The 19,918-nt window shown below is 38.1% G+C and carries 23 protein-coding genes and 1 pseudogene; 9 read left to right on the forward strand and 15 right to left on the reverse strand.

Annotated features, from left to right (window positions below):
* Nucleotides 1–119 precede the first annotated feature (119 nt).
* On the forward strand, nucleotides 120–380 hold the full coding sequence (gene rpsT / locus R7P72_RS20520; RefSeq protein ID WP_005381938.1) for a 30S ribosomal protein S20: 261 nt from the start codon (nucleotides 120–122) through the stop codon (nucleotides 378–380).
* Between the two features lie 304 nt (nucleotides 381–684).
* Here the strand turns inward: rpsT and R7P72_RS20525 are convergent, their stop codons facing one another.
* Both R7P72_RS20525 and nhaR read right to left on the reverse strand, forming a co-directional pair.
* Nucleotides 685–993 (reverse strand): ArsR/SmtB family transcription factor, encoded by a 309-nt coding sequence (locus R7P72_RS20525; protein ID WP_005381940.1) that lies wholly within the window; start codon nucleotides 991–993, stop codon nucleotides 685–687.
* A gap of 288 nt (nucleotides 994–1,281) precedes the next feature.
* Nucleotides 1,282–2,172, reverse strand: coding sequence for a transcriptional activator NhaR (gene nhaR / locus R7P72_RS20530; RefSeq protein ID WP_005381942.1), 891 nt, complete (start codon nucleotides 2,170–2,172; stop codon nucleotides 1,282–1,284).
* 386 nt (nucleotides 2,173–2,558) lie between these two features.
* On the opposite strand from nhaR, the gene R7P72_RS20535 reads away from it, so the two are divergent.
* Together R7P72_RS20535 and R7P72_RS20540 are read left to right on the forward strand one after the other, a co-directional pair.
* A complete protein-coding gene (locus tag R7P72_RS20535) occupies nucleotides 2,559–3,704 on the forward strand; it encodes a Na/Pi symporter (RefSeq protein WP_025768431.1) in 1,146 nt (381 codons plus the stop codon).
* Nucleotides 3,705–3,851: 147 nt separating this feature from the next.
* On the forward strand, nucleotides 3,852–4,994 hold the full coding sequence (locus R7P72_RS20540) for a flavohemoglobin expression-modulating QEGLA motif protein (RefSeq protein WP_053304357.1): 1,143 nt from the start codon (nucleotides 3,852–3,854) through the stop codon (nucleotides 4,992–4,994).
* 70 nt (nucleotides 4,995–5,064) lie between these two features.
* Here R7P72_RS20540 and R7P72_RS20545 read toward each other — a convergent pair.
* A pseudogene (locus R7P72_RS20545) lies at nucleotides 5,065–5,592 on the reverse strand (thymidylate synthase); the annotation flags it as partial.
* Between the two features lie 177 nt (nucleotides 5,593–5,769).
* On the opposite strand from R7P72_RS20545, the gene R7P72_RS20550 reads away from it, so the two are divergent.
* Entirely contained in the window at nucleotides 5,770–6,621 is an 852-nt protein-coding gene (locus R7P72_RS20550) for a thymidylate synthase (RefSeq protein WP_020196700.1), read from the forward strand.
* A gap of 80 nt (nucleotides 6,622–6,701) precedes the next feature.
* On the opposite strand, the gene R7P72_RS20555 is transcribed toward R7P72_RS20550, so the two are convergent.
* The 7 genes from R7P72_RS20555 to R7P72_RS20585 form a co-directional block, all read right to left on the reverse strand.
* The gene (locus R7P72_RS20555; protein ID WP_020196701.1) at nucleotides 6,702–7,610 is read right to left on the reverse strand and encodes a hypothetical protein; all 909 of its coding nucleotides are present in this window, start codon (nucleotides 7,608–7,610) and stop codon (nucleotides 6,702–6,704) included.
* Complete coding sequence (locus R7P72_RS20560) at nucleotides 7,610–9,403, reverse strand: hypothetical protein (protein WP_020196702.1); 1,794 nt, start codon at nucleotides 9,401–9,403, stop codon at nucleotides 7,610–7,612. Before R7P72_RS20560 ends, R7P72_RS20555 begins: the two co-directional genes overlap by 1 nt.
* Complete coding sequence (locus tag R7P72_RS20565; protein WP_020196703.1) at nucleotides 9,396–10,592, reverse strand: metallophosphoesterase family protein; 1,197 nt, start codon at nucleotides 10,590–10,592, stop codon at nucleotides 9,396–9,398. Before R7P72_RS20565 ends, R7P72_RS20560 begins: the two co-directional genes overlap by 8 nt.
* Nucleotides 10,593–10,710: 118 nt before the next feature.
* Nucleotides 10,711–11,073 (reverse strand): transcriptional regulator, encoded by a 363-nt coding sequence (locus R7P72_RS20570; RefSeq protein ID WP_020196704.1) that lies wholly within the window; start codon nucleotides 11,071–11,073, stop codon nucleotides 10,711–10,713.
* A 241-nt stretch (nucleotides 11,074–11,314) separates the two neighbouring features.
* Nucleotides 11,315–11,512, reverse strand: coding sequence for a hypothetical protein (locus R7P72_RS20575; RefSeq protein ID WP_020196706.1), 198 nt, complete (start codon nucleotides 11,510–11,512; stop codon nucleotides 11,315–11,317).
* A gap of 64 nt (nucleotides 11,513–11,576) precedes the next feature.
* Nucleotides 11,577–12,896 carry a HipA domain-containing protein gene (locus tag R7P72_RS20580; protein WP_020196707.1) on the reverse strand — a complete coding sequence of 440 codons (1,320 nt, stop codon included), beginning with the start codon at nucleotides 12,894–12,896 and terminating at the stop codon, nucleotides 11,577–11,579.
* Nucleotides 12,886–13,425 carry a hypothetical protein gene (locus R7P72_RS20585; protein WP_020196708.1) on the reverse strand — a complete coding sequence of 180 codons (540 nt, stop codon included), beginning with the start codon at nucleotides 13,423–13,425 and terminating at the stop codon, nucleotides 12,886–12,888. The genes R7P72_RS20580 and R7P72_RS20585 overlap by 11 nt, the downstream gene beginning before the upstream one ends.
* Before the next feature lie 105 nt (nucleotides 13,426–13,530).
* Between R7P72_RS20585 and R7P72_RS20590 the strand changes: the two genes are divergently transcribed.
* From R7P72_RS20590 to R7P72_RS20600, 3 genes are all read left to right on the forward strand, one after another.
* Nucleotides 13,531–13,740 carry a helix-turn-helix domain-containing protein gene (locus tag R7P72_RS20590; RefSeq protein ID WP_020196709.1) on the forward strand — a complete coding sequence of 70 codons (210 nt, stop codon included), beginning with the start codon at nucleotides 13,531–13,533 and terminating at the stop codon, nucleotides 13,738–13,740.
* A 158-nt stretch (nucleotides 13,741–13,898) separates the two neighbouring features.
* The gene (locus R7P72_RS20595; RefSeq protein ID WP_031829691.1) at nucleotides 13,899–14,792 is read left to right on the forward strand and encodes a hypothetical protein; all 894 of its coding nucleotides are present in this window, start codon (nucleotides 13,899–13,901) and stop codon (nucleotides 14,790–14,792) included.
* Nucleotides 14,785–15,186 carry a hypothetical protein gene (locus R7P72_RS20600; RefSeq protein ID WP_020196711.1) on the forward strand — a complete coding sequence of 134 codons (402 nt, stop codon included), beginning with the start codon at nucleotides 14,785–14,787 and terminating at the stop codon, nucleotides 15,184–15,186. Before R7P72_RS20595 ends, R7P72_RS20600 begins: the two co-directional genes overlap by 8 nt.
* Before the next feature lie 326 nt (nucleotides 15,187–15,512).
* On the opposite strand, the gene R7P72_RS20605 is transcribed toward R7P72_RS20600, so the two are convergent.
* Nucleotides 15,513–15,701: a hypothetical protein gene (locus R7P72_RS20605; protein ID WP_020196712.1), complete on the reverse strand. Its 189-nt coding sequence runs from the start codon at nucleotides 15,699–15,701 to the stop codon at nucleotides 15,513–15,515.
* 325 nt (nucleotides 15,702–16,026) lie between these two features.
* Between R7P72_RS20605 and R7P72_RS20610 the strand changes: the two genes are divergently transcribed.
* Together R7P72_RS20610 and R7P72_RS20615 are read left to right on the forward strand one after the other, a co-directional pair.
* The gene (locus R7P72_RS20610; RefSeq protein WP_005380677.1) at nucleotides 16,027–16,236 is read left to right on the forward strand and encodes a cold-shock protein; all 210 of its coding nucleotides are present in this window, start codon (nucleotides 16,027–16,029) and stop codon (nucleotides 16,234–16,236) included.
* Between the two features lie 202 nt (nucleotides 16,237–16,438).
* A complete protein-coding gene (locus tag R7P72_RS20615) occupies nucleotides 16,439–16,594 on the forward strand; it encodes a hypothetical protein (RefSeq protein ID WP_020196713.1) in 156 nt (51 codons plus the stop codon).
* 804 nt (nucleotides 16,595–17,398) lie between these two features.
* Here the strand turns inward: R7P72_RS20615 and R7P72_RS20620 are convergent.
* From R7P72_RS20620 to R7P72_RS20635, 4 genes are all read right to left on the reverse strand, one after another.
* On the reverse strand, nucleotides 17,399–17,557 hold the full coding sequence (locus R7P72_RS20620; protein WP_020196714.1) for a hypothetical protein: 159 nt from the start codon (nucleotides 17,555–17,557) through the stop codon (nucleotides 17,399–17,401).
* Between the two features lie 65 nt (nucleotides 17,558–17,622).
* Nucleotides 17,623–17,823, reverse strand: coding sequence for a hypothetical protein (locus tag R7P72_RS20625; protein ID WP_020196715.1), 201 nt, complete (start codon nucleotides 17,821–17,823; stop codon nucleotides 17,623–17,625).
* A 119-nt stretch (nucleotides 17,824–17,942) separates the two neighbouring features.
* Nucleotides 17,943–18,155 carry a cold-shock protein gene (locus R7P72_RS20630; RefSeq protein WP_005380667.1) on the reverse strand — a complete coding sequence of 71 codons (213 nt, stop codon included), beginning with the start codon at nucleotides 18,153–18,155 and terminating at the stop codon, nucleotides 17,943–17,945.
* Between the two features lie 570 nt (nucleotides 18,156–18,725).
* Nucleotides 18,726–19,742, reverse strand: a complete 1,017-nt coding sequence (locus R7P72_RS20635) for an IS110 family transposase (RefSeq protein ID WP_318110757.1) — start codon at nucleotides 19,740–19,742, stop codon at nucleotides 18,726–18,728.
* Between the last annotated feature and the right edge of the window lie 176 nt (nucleotides 19,743–19,918).

Consider the following 19,918-nt stretch of genomic DNA (forward strand, 5'->3'; position numbering starts at 1 on the left):
ACCAAAATTTGTTTTGGCTTAGATCGGTTTTTGCACAAATCATTTGACATTTAAGCGCAAATGAGGGATATTCCTCGCCCTTAAATTGTCACAGAACTAAGTTTTTGGGAGTTAGACCCTTGGCAAATAGTAAATCTGCTAAGAAGCGCGCTATCCAAGCTGAGAAACGTCGTCAGCACAATGCTAGCCGTCGCTCAATGATGCGTACTTACATGAAGAAAACTGTTGCTGCTATCGAAGCAGGCGACAAAGAAGCTGCAACTGCTGCATTCGCTGTAGTTACACCTATCCTAGACCGCATGGCAACTAAAGGCCTTATTCACAAGAATAAAGCAGCTCGCCATAAGTCTCGTTTCGCTGCACAAATCAAAGCTCTTTAATAGAGTCCTGATTTTACAGTGAAGAAAAAACCGACCTTGTGTCGGTTTTTTTATATCTACAAAGTTTTCTTAATAAAAAAAGCTGGCAATGCCAGCTTTTCTTTTTCTGAATGTCCCATTTAAAGACATCAGCTTATTCATTACCCATATAACGCTCAAACTAGAAAGCACTAATAAAACACTTGAGAACAAAGCAAATTGGTCGATGAGTAGTACCCTATCATCAAAAGTTTAACGCCACTCTCAAATATTCCAACAAGTTAGATTCACACTCTAAGATGAGCAGTATATTAGGACTATTTAATTAATGTTGAGCACTCTCAGCACAATAAAGACTATGCAGTGTTTTTATTAACGCTTTCACTTCATCACTCTTTAATGTGTAGTACACCGTCTGTGCTTCTTTCCTTGTCGTGACTAACTCATCACGGCGAAGCCAAGCAAGATGCTGAGATAATGCCGACTGGCTTAGCTCTAACTTTGCACACAGCTCTCCCACGGACAGCTCTTGGTTATGCAGCATACAAAGGATTTGTAGGCGTCTCTCGTTTGCCATCGCTTTGAGCAACACGACGGCTTTTGCGGAGTTCTGCTCCATTTCTTGTAGATTCATGTGTTGGACCTCTAGCTACAACTTACTTATTCCAACCCTGGCCAGCTTGTTGTGTTGCACTGATTTATATATCTAAGAAAATCAAGATACACTTCCAGAGTCTTCATTATTAGAACCTCTAATTTAGTTGTTAGTGATACACCAATATTATCCACCAAGGATTTTAATTGGTGCGCCATCAATAATTAATAGTTTTGCTCACTAAAACAAGTATCTTGCTTACTTAGATATTATTTAGAATTATATTTTTATTGATAGTAATCTATTTATTTACGCAACGATACGGGTTTACTCAAACATTTGACTGAAATCAGCATCACAAACATTTTTTACCGCGGGGTGTTGGATCATTCGTTCCGCAAAAATCACGTAGTACTCTTCTTTTAGCCCATCGACATGGCCAATTAGCTGTAAATTTCGGTCGTCTTCAATCTCCGACATGTATACGGTCGGTGCCAAGAAAATCACATCATCGTGGTACCGAGCAAAAGCTTTCATCAACGCAACATCATCAAACTCCCCTAGCACATTGGGTTGAAGGCCTTGACGATCAAACCATTGAATAACTTTACGCCCCATAGCCGTTCGGCTCGCGGGAATCAGAAGTTTTTTTTGTTCCAAGATCTCAGGGAATCGCACATTTTCAATTTCAGAAGAAGCAAAAAAGCTCATGCTACTTTCACCCAACTTTTTGCTATAAAGGCCAGGACTTTGAGTAGAATCAACGGGACAATCCGAAAGGATCATATCTAGCTTGTGCTGAGAAAGGCGTTCAAGTAGCAGTTCGTGGGTCGATTCATAACAGCGTAAATGAATACTGTTATCTTCCGGGACGGTCGTCATCAGTACTTTACTGACCAAGCGTTTAGATAATGCATCGGCTACACCAACTTCAAATAGAATGTTCGAGTGCTGGCTGTAATTGACGATATCTAACATCTCATAGCTCAAACCGAACATCCGGTCGGCGTACTTAAACACAAGCTGACCTAACTCAGTGGGCTCAACTGTACGACCATTGCGCTTGGTTAACTTTCCTTTCATGCGCTCTTCAAGCGCTTTAATCTGTCCTGTCACGGTTTGCGGTGTCAGGAAGAGCGCGTCAGCCGCCTTAGTTACAGAGCCCTGTTTGCACACCATCCAGAAATAATAGAGATGGTTGTAGTTTAGATGTGACATGATCGAGTCCCGAAAAGAAAGTGATACTTTTTATACCAAATGTGACAGAGACAAACAATAAACTCGACAAAACCATACAATACCTTACAAAAGCATAAGTTTTACCGAAAGTATAAAGTCAATACTGTCATAAAAGTTGAACTGAGGCGCATTTTCTCTACAAAAAAAACGCAAAAACCAAACAAAACGAAACCAAAATTTAACCACTAAAATCAACAAGTTAAAAATTAATTTTCTTCTTCTTTTACGCCATTATCAAAAAGAACAATAAAAATCTCTCACAGCAAGAAATCTGTAATATTACTGAAATATTTATTCTCTAACATCGCCCGCAGATTCAACTACAGACCGAAAAATGAACTGAAAGGTCAACGGAGAAAATTATGATGAACCAAGCTACTTCAACAGTGGCACCAATTTCGAGCACAGCTCGTTGGTTACGCTGGGCTAACTTGGCATTCATGTTATATCTGCTTCTTCTAGCAGTATCTATGGTTGGTAGTGGCTTTAAATGGGCAACTGGCGATCAAGCTAAGGTGCTATTTGAATTTGCCGCACACCCAGTTGCAGGTCTAATGATCGGCTTGGTGGCAACAGCCTTAATTCAGTCTTCAAGTACTGTAACGTCTATTATTGTAGGCTTGGTTGCAGGTGGCTTACCTGTAGAAACCGCTATCCCTATGGTGATGGGTGCTAACATTGGTACCACAGTGACCAATACGCTTGTATCTCTTGGCCACGTGCGCTGTAAAGAAGAGTTCAAACGTGCATTTGCAAGTGCAACCATTCACGACTTCTTCAACTTGCTTGCTGTCGCTATTTTCCTTCCGTTGGAAATGATGTTCGGCATTTTAGAGAAAGTTTCTCACTGGCTTGTTTCTCCACTGCTTGCTACTGGTGATATGAGCATTAAAGGCTTCAACTTTATTAAACCAATTACAAAGCCAGTCGTAGGCGCAATTAAAGAGCCACTTTCTACCTTCGGTGATACTGTTGGCGGCGTCATGCTTATTGCTTTGGGTATTGCGACTATCTTCGTTGCAATCACAGTGATGGGTAAATTAATGAAGAGCCTAATGGTTGGTCGCGCACGTGAAATTTTGAAAAACGCCATCGGTCGTGGTCCTATTCACGGCATCGTATCAGGCTCAATCGTGACCGTTCTAGTACAATCTTCCTCAACCACGACAAGTTTAATGGTTCCGTTGGTTGGTACTGGCGTGTTGAAAGTACGAGATATCTACCCTTTCACTCTGGGTGCTAACATTGGTACTTGTATTACGGCACTACTAGCAGCGACAGCGGTATCTGGAGAGTTCGCAGTATTCGCACTTCAAATCGCTCTAGTCCACTTAGTATTTAACATCATGGCGACGCTGTTTATCTTTGGAATTCCATTCCTACGTGAGATTCCGGTTAAAGGCGCTGAGATGATTTCTGAAATGGCTATTAAGAATAAAGCTGTTGTTGGTGGCTACCTAATGTCAGTATTCGTTATTCTACCAGGTGCGATTCTAGCCCTAACAACGTAACAACAACGACATACCATCACTTATTGTTTAGGCTCCACATCGTGGAGCCTTTTTTATGATAATTAAACTGTTCAAATCGATTGTCCGGTGATAATTTGAGCCACATCAGCATGCTTATGCTGAGCTATCTCATTTGGAGTCGACAACATGACGCAGCTTAATGACGCTATTTCTGATCAGCTACTCGCAATAGACGAAAACCTAACCCAACTGGTTGCTGATATTGATATCCTCAGTAGCGTGAATCCTCTTAATTATGCTCAAGAAAGAGAACGTTTCATTAAAAACAAATATTCTCAAGAGCCTAATTTTCAATATTCAATTACTAATGTAGATACTCACAGCGCAAAGCGACGTCTATATGAGCTACCTCTAGAAAACATTCAAGACACCCAATTGCAGAGGCTGTACGCAGATATAATTCAGTCTTATGCAGATAAACTGGATCAAGTGAATACCATAGGCACGCAAGAGTTTCTTTATAACTCCTTACGCTATTATGGGGAACCGAGCGCCAAAGATATTGCCAACGCCCATTTCATATTGCACCTTCCTACAGAAGAAGAAAAAGAACCTCAGCACGATAGCCGTGCAATAGCACGTTTCATGCAAAATTTTGCTCAACGCAATGGGTATGAATGTGAAATACAGGTGTTGGACGGGATGTTAGCAAACGCACTAGTTTCAGGATCTCGAGTCAAAATTAACCACGCGGCGTACATCACCACTGATGAGCTGGAGGCTCTTGCACATCATGAAATGGGAGTACATCTCCTGACTACGCTTAACGGTCGTCAACAACCGCTAAAAGTCCTGAGCTTAGGTTGTCCTGCCAATACCAACACTCAAGAAGGGCTGGCTATATTATGTGAGTATCTGTCAGGACATTTCAGTATCAAGCGCCTAAGAACCTTAGCCTTACGAGTTCTGGCAGTAGAGTCGATGATCAAGGATCGCGATTTCCGCCATACGTTCATGCTATTAAAAGAACAGTATAAAGCTTCTGATCTTCAAGCATTTACAACGACTGCCCGAGTCTATCGAGGTGGAGGTTTAACGAAGGATTACTTGTATCTTAGAGGATTCCGAGAGGTGCTCAATGCCTATGATAAATTGGGCGATGACTTTTCACTATTGTTGTGCGGGAAAACGGAGCTGAAGTATTTTGAGCTTATCCGCTCATTAGTGAGTAAAGAAATATTCACTCAACCTAAGTTTATTAGCCCGGCACTGTCCACACCGATGCAGACCAACCCAATTCACCGTTATATTGTCAGTGCACTAAAATAATACCTTCTAAGTACAAAAAAGAAAAAAGCTCCATTCGGAGCTTTTTCTATATCTTGAAGAACGATACTCGTTACACTGAGAATGGGTAACGAATAGGATCGTGATGCTCGTACCCTTCAACCCAAAAGTCATCCAGTGTGACCCAAGTTTCCAAATCTTCTAGAGATTTAATCTCTGGGTTGATATGGAACGTCGGCGCTTTTAATGGCTCACGTTTCAACTGAACATCGCGCATCAGTTCAAGCTGGTCTTCATAAATGTGAGCATTCACAATCTTATGAAATGCCTGACCAGGTTTCTTGCCCGTAATTTGCGCCATAATCGCCAAGAACACGTAAACTTGAACCATATTGAAGTTTAAGCCAAGCGGTACATCACACGAACGCTGAGTACTATTCAGGTAAAGCGTATCATCCAGCAATGAAAAATGGTGACTGTACATACAAGGACGCAAGCACCCCATGTGGAACTCACCCGGGTTGTAGAAGTTCAAGATTTCACCGCGGTCATCAACGCCACGCGTTAAGTCATCCACTATCTTACGTAGCTGGTCAACATGACCACCATCAGGTTTCGCCCAGGCGCGCCCTTGAACTCCATTTTACCTTTTGTCACTTTTTGTTGTCCATATCACATAAAGTGACTTTCATAATCCATTATAGCCATAAGCACTTCTGTCTACCATCAAGCACCGAGTAAGAACTGGGAGTATTTTGCTCGAATAAGGGTTAGTTCCTTTGGTACAATTGAATAAAAGAAATGTAGGAATGAAAAAGTGAAACAATATCTAGATTTATGCCAGCGTATTATAGATGAAGGCGTTTGGGTAAAGAACGAAAGAACAGGCAAACGTTGCCTAACAGTTATAAATGCAGATTTGACTTACGATGTCAGTTCTGGTGAGTTTCCTTTAGTAACGACACGTAAGAGCTACTGGAAAAGCGCCATCGCAGAAATTATTGGCTACCTTCGAGGTTACGATAATGCCGCAGATTTTAGAGCACTAGGCACCAAAACATGGGATGCAAACGCAAATTTAAATGAGAGCTGGCTTGCGAATCCTCATAGAAAAGGGACAGATGACTGCGGTTTCATTTATGGAAAGGTTGCCAGAGCGTTCCCGAAACCTGATGGCGGTGATGTGGATCTTGTAAAAAAAGTTGTTAATAACCTTAGTAAAGGCATTGATGACCGTAGTGAGATAATAACATTCTATCATCCAGGTGCTTTTCATTTAGGTTGCTTACGTCCTTGTATGTACAGCCACCATTTCTCAATTTTAGGCGACACTCTGTATCTAAACAGTACACAACGTTCTTGCGATGTACCGCTCGGCCTAAACTTCAATATGGTTCAATGCTACTTTTTGTTAGCGATCATGGCTCAAATTACAGGCTTAAAAGCGGGAAAAGTTTTTCACAAAATAGTAAATGCACACATATACGAAGACCAATACGAGTTGATGCGTGATGTACAACTTAAACGTAAACCATTGAAATCGCCAACATTCCATATCAATCCAGAAATTAAATCTCTAGAGGACTTAGAAACGTGGGTTACTCTTGACGACTTCAAAGTAGAAGGTTATGAACATCACGAACCAATAGCTTACCCATTCTCAGTATGATTATTGCAGGCCAAGATCGCCAATCTTGGCCTGCAATAATATTGACGTAGTCGAAATATTGAACATCAAAGAATGCTAATTTATATTCTTAAGCTAAGTTCATACATATGCCCACTAGAGCGACGATCAACTGGTACTTCATTGTGTTCTGAAGATACTCTCCAAATAGGTAAAGAGTAATCCATTTCCTTACTAAGAATAACACATAGCGCACTTAAGATCTTGGGACCTAAAGGGACAACAATAGGTCTAGACACTTCAGAAATTGCAATTAATAATTCTCTCAGATTTAAATAACTAACATAAGGATTACATACATCATATTCAAATATGCAGTTTTTTGATGTACTTTCAATTAACGACTTATTATTTGAATAAATATCATCTTCAAAGCGAGAATCTATAGACTTAGGAATCAACAGATATTGTTGTTCTGTATCTAAGTAATTGCTGATCCCAATTGCTTTCCCTAGTTCATATCCCAATCCTAATACAATCGAACTAGGTAATTCAATATCGCCCATAGAGCCTGATAATGATTCAATTATAGGACCAATTTTTCTTATTGGTGATATTTCCTTCGATGGAGAACTATACTCAGCCAGTTCATAACAAATCCTAATGGTAGAACCTTTCTTTAAATTCTCCATTAACAACATAAGAATTGTTGCTAAGCGAGTGCGACTCATCACTGTTATATCCAATAAACAATTTATTTGTCTATTTGCCCAATCAGTGTTAATTATAGAATGGAGCTTCTTAAAAAGTTCTTGATCATTTTCTTCGATAATATTAGCATTTACTTCCTGATAGAAACTATAGTTCGATTTATAACTGTATGCAGATGTATGCTCTCTATATCCAACTGCTATTATACTGTTGAGGTTATCTTTAACAGAATTACACGTTGTAATAGCTCTACTTTCATAGCCTAGCCCTACTATAGCTAGATCATAATAGTTTACAGTAGTTCCTTTTAATACTTTCATTACAAGTCCAACCCCAACTGTTTAGAGTTCTCAAAACCATATGCATTAACTAATGTAATTGTTGAAGCACTAATATTATTAACATCCATTATTTTATTTAATTGAATTTTCTTTTGCTTTGTAAGTAGCAACCCATAATGATGAGAAAATAAATAAGAAAGCCTGCATGTTAAAACCTTATCCATCGAAGATCCGATACCATTATTATCAGGGGTTTTTACCGAAATCATGGCTCCCGCATTCAATGCAAAACCTATTGCATCTCTTAAATCTGATGGTGTATTTTCGTCAATAACTAACATACCTTTAGGCTCTGGATTAAATCTTTCTCCATATATTTCATCTTTAAAATAGTTTGCTATCAAATCTACAAGATTGTAAATATTATTTACTCGAACATCACTCGAATCAACAGCTATAGTACTTAGTAACGATCTAAATGAATCAAAATATGTTTCTAGTCCCGATATTTGCTCAGAAATAGAAACTAAACCTTTTTCCTTAATTATTGGAATAAACATATTCATAATCCCTATCAACATTCTAGGATTATATTCTGTAGATTTACATATATTTTCAAAACCAGCATAATAGTCAGCAGCTCTTCTACGCGGTTTTAATTTACCATTTTCTTTTTTACTATGATCTCTAAGATAAGATATAAATTTAATCTTCCTGAACTGAGATTGTTTTTCCTTCGCTTCGATATAGCTTAACCCATTCAGATTTCGATTATTTAAATACTGTTCAAACCCAACATCTTTTGCAACTAGAGAATCAAAAACAGCATCAATATCAATATCTTTTGGCTTTTCAAAACAGCTATCTATCGATTCATATATCGATTTTTTAATAAACAAATTCAGACATAGCTCTTTACAAAACTTAATACCTTCACTTTCAGAAAGTTCAGTTAAGTTAATATAGCTCAAATCTTGATCTTTCATTGAACTGTCTGGCGAGTTCGTAACATCAACTCCTTTATGATACGGAGACAATGCTAACTTAAGAATTATATCTGGATGACCACCTCTCATACTATTTATAAGAGGTTGAACTATTTCGTCAGGCGCTAGCTCTAACTCATCAAACAAAAATGCCCATTTTTTACCATCTTCATTTAAATATGTATTAATAATAGATATAGATGAATCTAATATACTTTGTATTTCACCATAAACAACATTTGGTCTTAGAACACTCGAACCAACAATTAGAGAGTTATTAAGGTACTTAGAAACAAGATTCTTTTTGATCACAATACTAGAAATCAAACTTTTCAAAGAATTAATTCTAGGTTCAACGCACCAAAGAGTAGATAGTTCTTTTACTAATTCAGACTCGTCAGACTTTTCCAAAAACACATGTCTATATTTATTTTTCTTTTCTGTAACACGGCAAGTTCTAAAGCTAACAGTCATTGCTAGTTGTTGAAGAATATGGTAAATAAACTGAGAATTAAGAACTCTCAGGTCTTCTTTTGATTTAATTCTCTTACTAGTGTTTTCAAATTGGGTTTTCCACACTCGATCTGTTGGAATGAACACTCCAGAGAAGTCAATCAAATTTCTAAATTGTTCTGCAACCTCATTTTCCCATAGCTCCAAAGATCTAACTTCGAGCATTCTCATTAATGTTGTTTTACCACTTCCTCGTGGACCCATCATAATAGTATGGCTAGATGATGCTAATCTATTATAATATTCATTAATAATAAATGTATTACATAACTCGGCAGTAGATGTGTTTTTCGCATTAATTGACTCGTTTATACTTGGTGTATAGTTATTCATAACGCTTACCAACTTCAGTTATTTCACCAGAAAATTCACGAGATATCATAAAACCATTTTTTTCTAAAAGTTTTTCTAAACGCTTAAACTCAAAAGGGGGTAAATTAAATATTTTATCTCTAAATTCATTTAATTCATCACCTTCAAGAAAGGAGTTAGATTCATTAATTTTTGACTTCAAGTGATTTAATATTTGTTCTGGAGTATAGAGTGACCCAAAACCACCACAAGCAGGAAGGTTATGGGATTTGGAAGGCTGCCATTGATGTAACTTATTCGATTCATAAGTTTCAAATCTTCCTACAACCTTTCCATTTTGGCTGCTTTTATCGATATCAATTTCAAGCAAGTAAAACTGATTGGATGTTCGGCTATCTATTGAGTCATATAAAACCGCAGATAAACTACCTGCTGATAAAATGGTAGGAGGTGTAGAAGTTCGTGAGTTTCCGTAGCTTATAGTCGCATAGTGTTTATGACCATGTATAATCAACCAAGGACCTATGTCAGCTGCCTCTATATTTGATAGCAAATAGTCGGCTCCTTCCATAGCCTCGCCATCATAGCTTACATCAACATAATCCATTTTTTGTGGATGATGATGACAAATTAAAAGATTTAACGGCTTGGATTTAACATCTTCTTGACTAAGCCTATCTTTGATTTGTTTGCTAACCTCTAAAGCAACTCTCCCGTGCCTAAACTCACTTCCAAATCCATGATAAGCACTACTATTTATTGATATACAGTTATAGTTTTCAGACTGAGTCAACTCCCAGTTCCATGCCCAAAAATGTGTGTTTTTATAATAGTCATTGAAAGGAAAAGGGGGATCTGTGAATTGAAGCTCATGCTTCGGAGAAAAGCCACTAGGGTTTGATTCATCTGATGGACGGGATTGATGGTCATGGTTTCCTGGAACACACAATACATCATCGATAGAAAGTTCACTTGCCAACGCATTTAGAAAGCTCCATCCAGCTTTAAACGTCTCCTTACATCCCTTATTACCGATGTCTCCAGCACATACAAGGATATCAATTTTTCTTTCAAGTTGTTTCAAGTACTCTATCAATGCCTGCCCATAGATATTGGGAGTACCGTTAACAATGAGCTTTGTATCAAGCTCGTGCTCCTGACTAGTCCCTACATGTAAATCTGAAACCACCAATATGCTTAATTTATTCATCTCAACGCATTTTTCTTAATACAACTGTATGCATTATAAATGCCCCCCACTTGAGAAGACTACCTCGTGAGTCGGATTTCTTGGTGTTGCACTCCATTTCTAGCTATTAAATTGTAATTTAAAGTTGAAGGGAGCTGCCCATAACGATCTCGAACGTTGTAAACAACGCTATCGGTCGAGATTGACTTCCCTTCTTCTCTATATGAGCAAACCCCTTGGACGAAAGTGCTTCAAGAGTACGGTTAACATCGTTGATAGCACGCCCACTCATTTCAGCAAGTTCATCAAGACTGTTTGGTTTTTCGCGAGCAATCAAATTCAGTAGTTCAATATTTTCGTTAGACAACAGTCGTGAAAGCGCAGCTAGTGACTCAAACAAAAAAAGAGGGTAAGACTCTTCATGCCTCACTTTTCCTTGTGCAATGCGAATCACTCGATTACGTGCAATCTCTTCTGATAGAATTCCGATTTTTGCCTTCATACAATCCTCACTCCTAAAATTTATCATCTAAATCGACTGAATAGTCGCCGACGTTCACTCATCCAATTATTCTTTCATTTTTTGAGAAGTAATGACTGATTCATCTGTATGCTGCTGTATGTCTTTTTCGAGCGAGTTTAGAAAGCGCTCAATGTCTGGTTCTCACAAGAAGGTTTCGATAGCTCACTACTTTTATCTTTCTCATCTTTCTCATCTTTCTCATCTTTCTCATCTTTCATTGCTAACTACTCCCGTTTTTTATTGATGCAATCACCTTCAATATATCTGTAGTGATAGCTGGGCATTTGTCGTTCATAAAAACCGTTACTTCATCACCAAATTTCATAGTTACAATACCGTTCTTATCGACACTTAGCAGAGCAAAAGACTGCTGCAAATCAAGAGTCGTATTATTTTCTTGAGCAGTGCTGCCTGTCATATATCCCCCATCATTGGATCGGAAGTATGTTTGCAAAAAGAGTAACAATTGTTACCCGCGATGTTTATTTGATTGTTCTGTTCAACTTCTCAACGTTTTCGGTGGAATGTTGAAATATTGCGTCCTTTACTAACGCAAATTCCGCTGCTGGAAACTGTTTGTCTATTGAGCTGAGTGCGTTACTAAATTGAGCGAGAAAGCCAGATACGACCTCGTGGCATTCATCATTGCTGATATCGAACTGACTAGCGGTCTGCTCTATATGTCGTAAGTAAATCTTGTTGATGTTGTATTTATATCCTTTAGATGCTTTCAGGCCGATCGATAACTTTAGTTTTCGCTTATTTAATCCTTTGGGACCTACAACAGGATAAGCTGATAGCAAATCGTAGAACGGTGTAAGCTGATAGTGTCCTTCTGGATCAATATGCACTGAAAAGTTTTTGAGATGACCATCGGTAGCACCAAGAAGATACTGTAATATCATAAACTTAAAAAAATCATGAGTATTTACATTGCTTTCCGCTGAGAAATTTAAAACATCAGCAATGCTGGTGATTCCTAACCCATTCTCCGATTGATATTTTCGATGTTCAGGAACGCCAAGAATCTGGCAAAAGTCTTCTTGATGCCTGCAAGATACGCTCCTTTCACCAAAACTCCTGTCAAACCGCTCGACAGCAAGTGCTTTAGCTCCTGATTCAGTCGCTATTATCTCGACATTGGGTACTTTAAATCCAAGCTCTTTGGCTATTTGAGTGCAGATGAATTCGTTCTCAATGCTGCTACTCATATCTAGTACAGAGCTACTTTGAGTAATCGCATCCATCGGATACTTGATAATGTGGCTGCTAATTGATTTACCTTGGGGTACATACCATTTGCCATTCAACTTCATCAGTGTTGTTTTTCTCTGTGTCCCCGAAATACACGGACGGTAATCAACAAAGAAAGGAAGAAATGACTTACGGTTAGTTACAAGTTCATCTAACTCACTTGTAGAGATCTCTCGGTATTCCCATCCTATGCTTAGAGGTTCCTTGCTGTCGGTAAACATAACGCCACCGATGCAATCGTGACCAATTTTAGAGAGTAAAGTGAGTGCATCGACGGATTGCACACCCACTGAGTGCGCGAGATCTAGTCGGTCTTCCATTACGTCAGGAAGGAGATTATTTATAAAATTCAATACATTAAACGATGAATTCTCACCTTTTATTAGTGGCAGGCTAAGCGAAATCGGGAAGGCTGAATCGTGTGCTAACCATTCATCAGAATATGAGAATGACAAGTTGTTCTTCGACTGTTGAATGAACTGCCCAACGAGCATGCCGTTGTTTGTGGCATATACGTAAAGTATAGAGTTGTACAAATTAACTCCCATTCTCTACTGGTTGCTTTATGTTTTTGTAGAAGGTAATGGCATTTTCTACAGCTAGCATTTCCGCTTTGATATCCAATCTACAATTGTCATGCTCGGATATATATTGGTCTAAACACGGCCGAAGTTCTGAGTGTTGAGCACACAACTGATTGAAATGCTTCCATGCCCTTTTATGAAGAGAATAGGACTCTGACAGAGCTGACTGTTTATCTTGCAAAATCGTCAAGAGACTTTCTCTCTTGAGAGAAAGATAATTCGAATCCTCACTATAATTGTCGTAATCAACAACCTCCCAGTCGATATGGTTAAACATAAAACCTTTGGAAAACATCTCATCACCATGCTTATCGAAACCGCACGAAAGGACTGCGCCGATAAACGACATTTCCTTCAATTTTTTTTCGACGTATTCATCCGATAAGTATTCTTTTTCATCACTGTCTAATGGAAAGGACTTTAAGTCGTTAGCTGAGAAATGTTCATTGTTATAAATAGCGAGAAATAACTCTTTTCTGATTTTTATCTTCATCTGATCAAAAATTAATCAATTACACCAATTATGAGGATTATAATCCGTGGTCATATAAGCCGCAAGCATGCATTGTTCAAGAAATTAATTTCATAAATAAAAAACATGAACACGAAACTTGCCGAAGCTGTAGGCCAACGTATTGTAAAAGTTAGAAAATCCAGAGGCTTACCTCAAGAAAAACTCGCGCTACTCGCAGAGATAGACAGAAGCTACATGAGTCGTATCGAACGCGGTAAAATCAATATCACGCTTGAAAAATTGTATAAGATTGCAGAGACCTTGGAATGTGATGTCAAGGAGCTTCTGCCCTAAGGTCTAACAGCTTAGTTTCATTTTTACTGAAAATATGAGGAAGATGTTGAATGAGGATCTTCTCAGAACAAAAAGTTATGAAGCTTTTTGAATTGGCCGATAGATAGATTCATGCATCATATGCTACGTTTTGTACAAACGACATAAAGAGCTAAAAAATGAGCAACTTACAGTTTGGGATAAAAATAGACTACTCGAGAGATGAAGAAAACTCGTCTCGTGTTTTTCATGCGATGGGAGACCTCATAGATGGCATAAATGAAATGCAGCAAGCAGTTATTGACTCGACAGGCTTGCAATTGCGCTTATCTTCTAAGCTCTCTCGTACAATTGAAGGTTCTGTAGTTGGCGTTCAAAATAATTCATTAAAAAATACGGATGGAACAGCTTACGAAAAAGACAACTTTTTACTTAAGGTTCAAAAGAAGATAGAGAGTTTTTTGGGCAAACCTGCTGAACATAACACTCGAGAACCTTTTAAGAATCTAGCAAATGAACTTCATAAAGAAGTAGTTGATTCATTTGAAAATGATGCCAGCTCTGCTTTAAAAATCACCCATATAGATGATTACCGAATAGCTAAAGGTGCGGAAAAAGCTCTGAATGCAATAAGAATCCAACTAACAGAACAAGATAAAGTATATGTTGGTATCGGTGATAAAAGTGTAGAGCCAAATAAAAGGATTGGCAAAAGTATCTCAATTAGCAAGAGTGTTGATGAAATATACTCTTCCGAGAAAGACTTTCCGCATGAAAAAATTGCTTTAGAAATAGTAAACGCTGCTTTTAGTGGGAATACATGGCGATTTAAGTGGCTTTGCAAAGTAACGGGTAGACAAGAATTTAGTGCAAAAATCACACACGCAGATTGGCTAGAAAACTGGTTTAACCGACAAGTAACAATACTTCCTGGTGATGGCTTACGAGTAGATCTTAGAGTGTATATGACCGACAAAATGAAGCGGGTCAGGCACGAGATTGAGGCCGTTCACGGAGTAATTCCTCGCACAGAAATGATGCAATTGTTAATGGACGATCAAGAGAATGCTTAGCCGTGCTATTAATGAGCTAGTATTTATAATCCTCCCTTTTATCGCAGTGCTGATGTTTCGTTTAGCAGAAGGTAGCGCGACTGAACTTTTTTATATCTCAGATCCTGCTATCGCATCATGCATAATGTGGGGTCAGCTTGCAGCCAGGTATGAGGCTTTAAAGGGCTATAAGGGAGAGAACGCTGATAATTTTGTTCTGTTTACAAATTTATTGCGGTTAGTTGCCTCCGTAGCTCTGATTTTATATGTGTTATTACTGACAAAAGAACTTGGTTTTTGGTGGCATGTTGTTAAAAATATATTCTTCGCATTTACATTGTTTAGTTATGCATTCTTATCTCATTTAGCTTTCTCCATGCAAGCTAAAATAGCAAGTTTGTCGTCCGATACATGAGTAGTCATTACACCCACAATTACTAAAAGCAGGCTTTGCTTTTTAGTTCTTCGAGTTTAACTAAGGTAAAAATGCTTGGAGTAACAACAAGCAGTATTCCTGGGCTAAAGTGCTTTTGTGCAAAACAGAGCTAGGCACGGCAGCTAGCTCTTTTTTGGACATTTCTGAGTTACCCCTTTACCTAAATTAGCACTTCATGGATTACCAATGGTATTACAAGATATCTATTCTAGTGACTAAATTAACTATGCCACTATACTGGTGCAGCTCAAGATAAGATATATGATTACAGGAGACATAGGGGGCTATGTCTCCTATTCAAACATTTATTTTCTTCGTTTTTTCAGGTTAGTAAAGTACTCATCAAGGTCTGCTACATCTTTTTCTAATTCATCAATATCTGGAAATGCGCCAGCAACTTCCTCTGCCATATCATGTCCGTGCAGTTTTGCGTTACGATGATCTACCCCGTCAGCAAGCCGTTGGACAAAGGCGAGTTTGGCAGCCGCAAGCAAGTCTCTCTCAAAAAAGGCCGTTTGGCAGTATTGATTTATTGCTTAATGTTCCCAACTGCAAAACGTCGGAATCAAGATGAACCCTTTGTGATAAAATGCGTTTGAATAGATGATATAAAAATTAATTTAAAATAAAGGTATATTTTTTTTAATTAATCTGTATAGTGGTCTTTGCTCTGACACAGAGTTGTTTCAAGATAAAATATAAAGAAAGTTTTCCAGCGTCATCCCTAGCAAGTTTCTCTCTGTAATCTCCTTAATGCTCTATCCTAAAATAATACCTATGTTCAGTGCACCTTAATTTTAATTTTATAAGGGGCATAATATGTCTAATCAAGTAATTGGTACAGTAAAGTGGTTTAACGAAACTAAAGGTTTTGGTTTTATTTCTCAAGAAAATGGCGATGATTTATTTGTTCATTTCAGAAGCATTTTAGGCGATGGCTTTAAGAAGCTTATTGAAGGCGAGCAGGTTTCCTTTACTGTAGGTAAAGGTCCTAAAGGCCTTCAAGCAGAAAATGTAACGACTATTTAGTCTTACAATTGAATTTACACTGCCTCGTCATACGCCTGGCGAGGTAGTTGCTCTGACAAAGATTTGTTTCAAGATAAAATATAAAGATAGTTTTCCAGCGTAATCCCTAGCAAGTTTCTCTCTGTAATCTCCTTAATTACCTATCCTAAAAATACTTATGTTCAGTGCACCTTAATTATAATTTTTTATAAAGGGGCATAATATGTCTAATCAAATATTTAATAATGAGAATAGAAATAATAAAAACAAATCTATTCAAAATAAAGAAACATCAATACATAAAAAAATAAAGATGAATAGCCTTCTCCAAAGGATTGCTAACGGTGAGACTGGTGTTGTTTTGGAGGAACTACTTTGAAAAATCACGGTAGAAAGAAGATCTGGTTTAAGTTAAAAAAGTGCGAATCATACACTAAAAAAATTTTATTATATTGAATGTAAGGTTTGTACAAGGTTGCTCATAGAAAGACTATGCTCTTCAACAGATGAGCTTTGGAAATAGCAACAACGAAATATCTGGGGCACACATCATATTATGACAAGTGGAACGTTAAGTTGCTTAAACTGTAGAAGCGATGAAACATACTCGTAGTGCTCAGGTTTGTGAGATGAGGTAATAACCATTCTATGATGGTTTTTTGCCGTCCATACTCCTTGATAATCAGTTGCTTGCCAGTCCAGCTTTTAGGCAGAAACCAAGTCAGTTCGAACGTTTAAGCGTGAAACAATGCCATATTGAAAGCATCACACCACTACGTCTCCTCAAAAGGAATAGGACCATGCCGACCTAAAACACACCGTGATGGATAGCGAAACTATCTTCATGAAAAGTCTAACGAACGCCAAGCGCTCAGCTGAGCATCATGCGCCAGAGGGTGCAATACTAATTAAGATTAGAGATTTAATGGATCAGATGCTAAGTCGAATAACGCTTGATGCTTGATGATAGCTGGGTAGATAGCTGTGAAGACTGACGTTGGTTAGCAATCATGATTCGTTTTTCGTAGTAGCCTTTGACACAGTTTGGATTGTTTGTCTGACAAGGTTTGCTCACGATTAAGTTGATCTCGTAAACTTGTCAGCATGTCTCGGTCCAAGTTGCTCAGCTTTTCGGAATGTAAGAGGAGTGTCGTATTGATAAGCTCAGAGAGGTTTCGTGAACTCATAGTCCCCACTCTTTATCCCACTTTTTTTGTTCTTCAATCTCTTCTATGCGTTTGCGAACACCCATTTTTTTCAACTCTTCTGGTATTCGTTTAGTCCCTTTCTGATTAATACTAAATTGCTTCTGCTTTTGTGTCGGTTTAGGTAACTTGCTCATATATCATCCTATTGATGCTAAGAAAGATGATTTTATTCAGATTAGAATAAAGCCATTTCAATTCATTATCTCTTATTAATGTATCGTTCCGCGTTTGCAAAAAGTTTATCGCATGCTTTTTTCTGTGCTAAATATTCTGATGAACTTTCAGTCATAGAGTCGAGAATTTCTTTCGCTTCTTGATATTCTTTTACCATCGCGGCGAATCGTTCTTCGAAGTTGTTTTTCTGTGTTTTCTTGCTTGATTTTCTTACTGGTTTTCTCATATTGCTTCTTATCTTATCGATCCAAAAATTTATTTTATTCGTATTTCGAACGTTCAGAATCTTTATTAAAAAATAAAGTAAAAAAGTCTCCTCGACAGAAGAGACTTTTTATAAATATCTTACACTAACGTAACATTATCCGCTTGAGGACCTTTGTTACCTTGTTCAACAACAAAAGAAACCTTTTGGCCTTCAGATAATGTTTTGAAGCCATCACTAACAATTGATTTGAAGTGAACAAATAGGTCAGAACCGCCGTTATCAGGAGTGATAAATCCAAAACCTTTGGATTCATTAAACCATTTTACTAAGCCTGTTGATTTATTTGACATAATATATCTCGATACATTGATTAAGTTAAAAAGAAAGCTACTAAATAAGGAATGAAGAAAAAGGTATCGCAGGATAAATATGACGAATTTAATCGAATAAAAACTGAGAAGATCTTGAACTAAATATTTTACTAATAGCTCATCGTTTGAGCTTCTGACACTATACACTATATGAACATAATAGATATCTATTTCTTGATTGATTTTTATTGTCCATAAAATCAATGACATAAAAAGTGAAAGGCTGAATTGAAATCAACAGCATCATTAAAAATAATTATTGCAAAACAGATATTCGATACAAGCATGATCCCTAATTCTAACTTTGAATGGGGCATAATGTATGGTACGCCCCGTTTTGCAAGTGATATAACCCAAAGTAACGGAGTTGGCTTGCGCTAATGTATTCAGAGTCTATTTGAGACTTTCATTAGTCCCAGCTCTACGATGAGATCCGCGCCAGATTGTCCTCAAAAACGAGAAAGCATTTACTTGCTGTTATGCCCCGCAGGTTTTCAATCTGGTGGTCTAACCGTTGTGTCATCTAGATTTATCATATGCAAATCTTAATTATGCTTTTACTTCAAATTCTTTATGGGATTTCATTACCGACCATGCAATACGGGCTAGCTTATTAGCTAATGCGACAACAGCAACATTGAATGACTTTCTGCGTTTCAGTTCAATTAACCAAGAGCCAAAATACCTTTCAGCAGAAGAATCTCTCCACATTACCGCTCTAGCAGCATGGACAAACAACTCCCTTAGTTCTTTGTTTCCTCGCTTAGATATCCCCAAAAGTCGAGGTTTGCCTCCTGTAGACTGCTGAAATGGCACTAGTCCAATCCATGCGGCAAAATTTCGACCGTTCGCGAAGTCGTTAACATTTCCTACCGCAGACAAACAGCAAGAGGCTGTCATTGGACCAATGCCAGGCACCGTTTGAAGTAGAGTAAACAATTCATTGTCTTTATTAAGTTGAACTAGCTTTTGATCTTGAGCTGAAATGTGTTCGTTCAACTGATTGTAGTATTCGAGTTGGTCACGTAACTCCAGAATCAGGAGTGGTGGAACTAATATTTGTCTATCAGCTAACCACTGGAATAAGTTTTTCATATTTGCATGACCTCTAGGGAAACTGACTCCGAACTCTAATAGAATTGAACCTATTCTATTCATACATGATGTTCTTTCTCGAATATACCCAGACCTGATTCTTCGGATCACCACACCTACTTGGGCATTTTCACTCTTTGGAGACACGAATCTCATGTTAGGTCTAGTAGCAGCTTCTGCTATAGCATCAGCATCAATGAAGTCATTTTTGTGTGACTTAACATAAGGCTTTACATACTGGGCTGGTATTAGTTTGACCTCATGGCCAAACTCTTGGCATTTGCGAGCTAACCAGTGAGCACCACAGCATGCCTCCATAGCAATCGTGACTGGTTCATGTGTTGATATAAACTGGATCATTTTGCTTCGAGAAAGCTTGTGCCTATACTGCTCACGACCTGAATAATCATGACCAATTAAATGGAATGTCGACTTACCAAGATCTATACCGATTATTTTAACTACTGACATGATGGCACCTCCTGAAGTTCAGCGACTAAGCTGAGTGTAGTTAGGTGTGGGGCGTACCATCTAATTAATGAGCCAGCACAGATCTAGCTGGCTCGAAGATGGACAAAACCTTGTCAGTGCCTTCTCTAATTTAGAAAGCTACGAATAATCACAGGTATTGCAAAGTTGTTGTGAAG

This window comes from Vibrio sp. Vb0888, assembly GCF_033338835.1.
GTDB lineage: Bacteria > Pseudomonadota > Gammaproteobacteria > Enterobacterales > Vibrionaceae > Vibrio > Vibrio alginolyticus.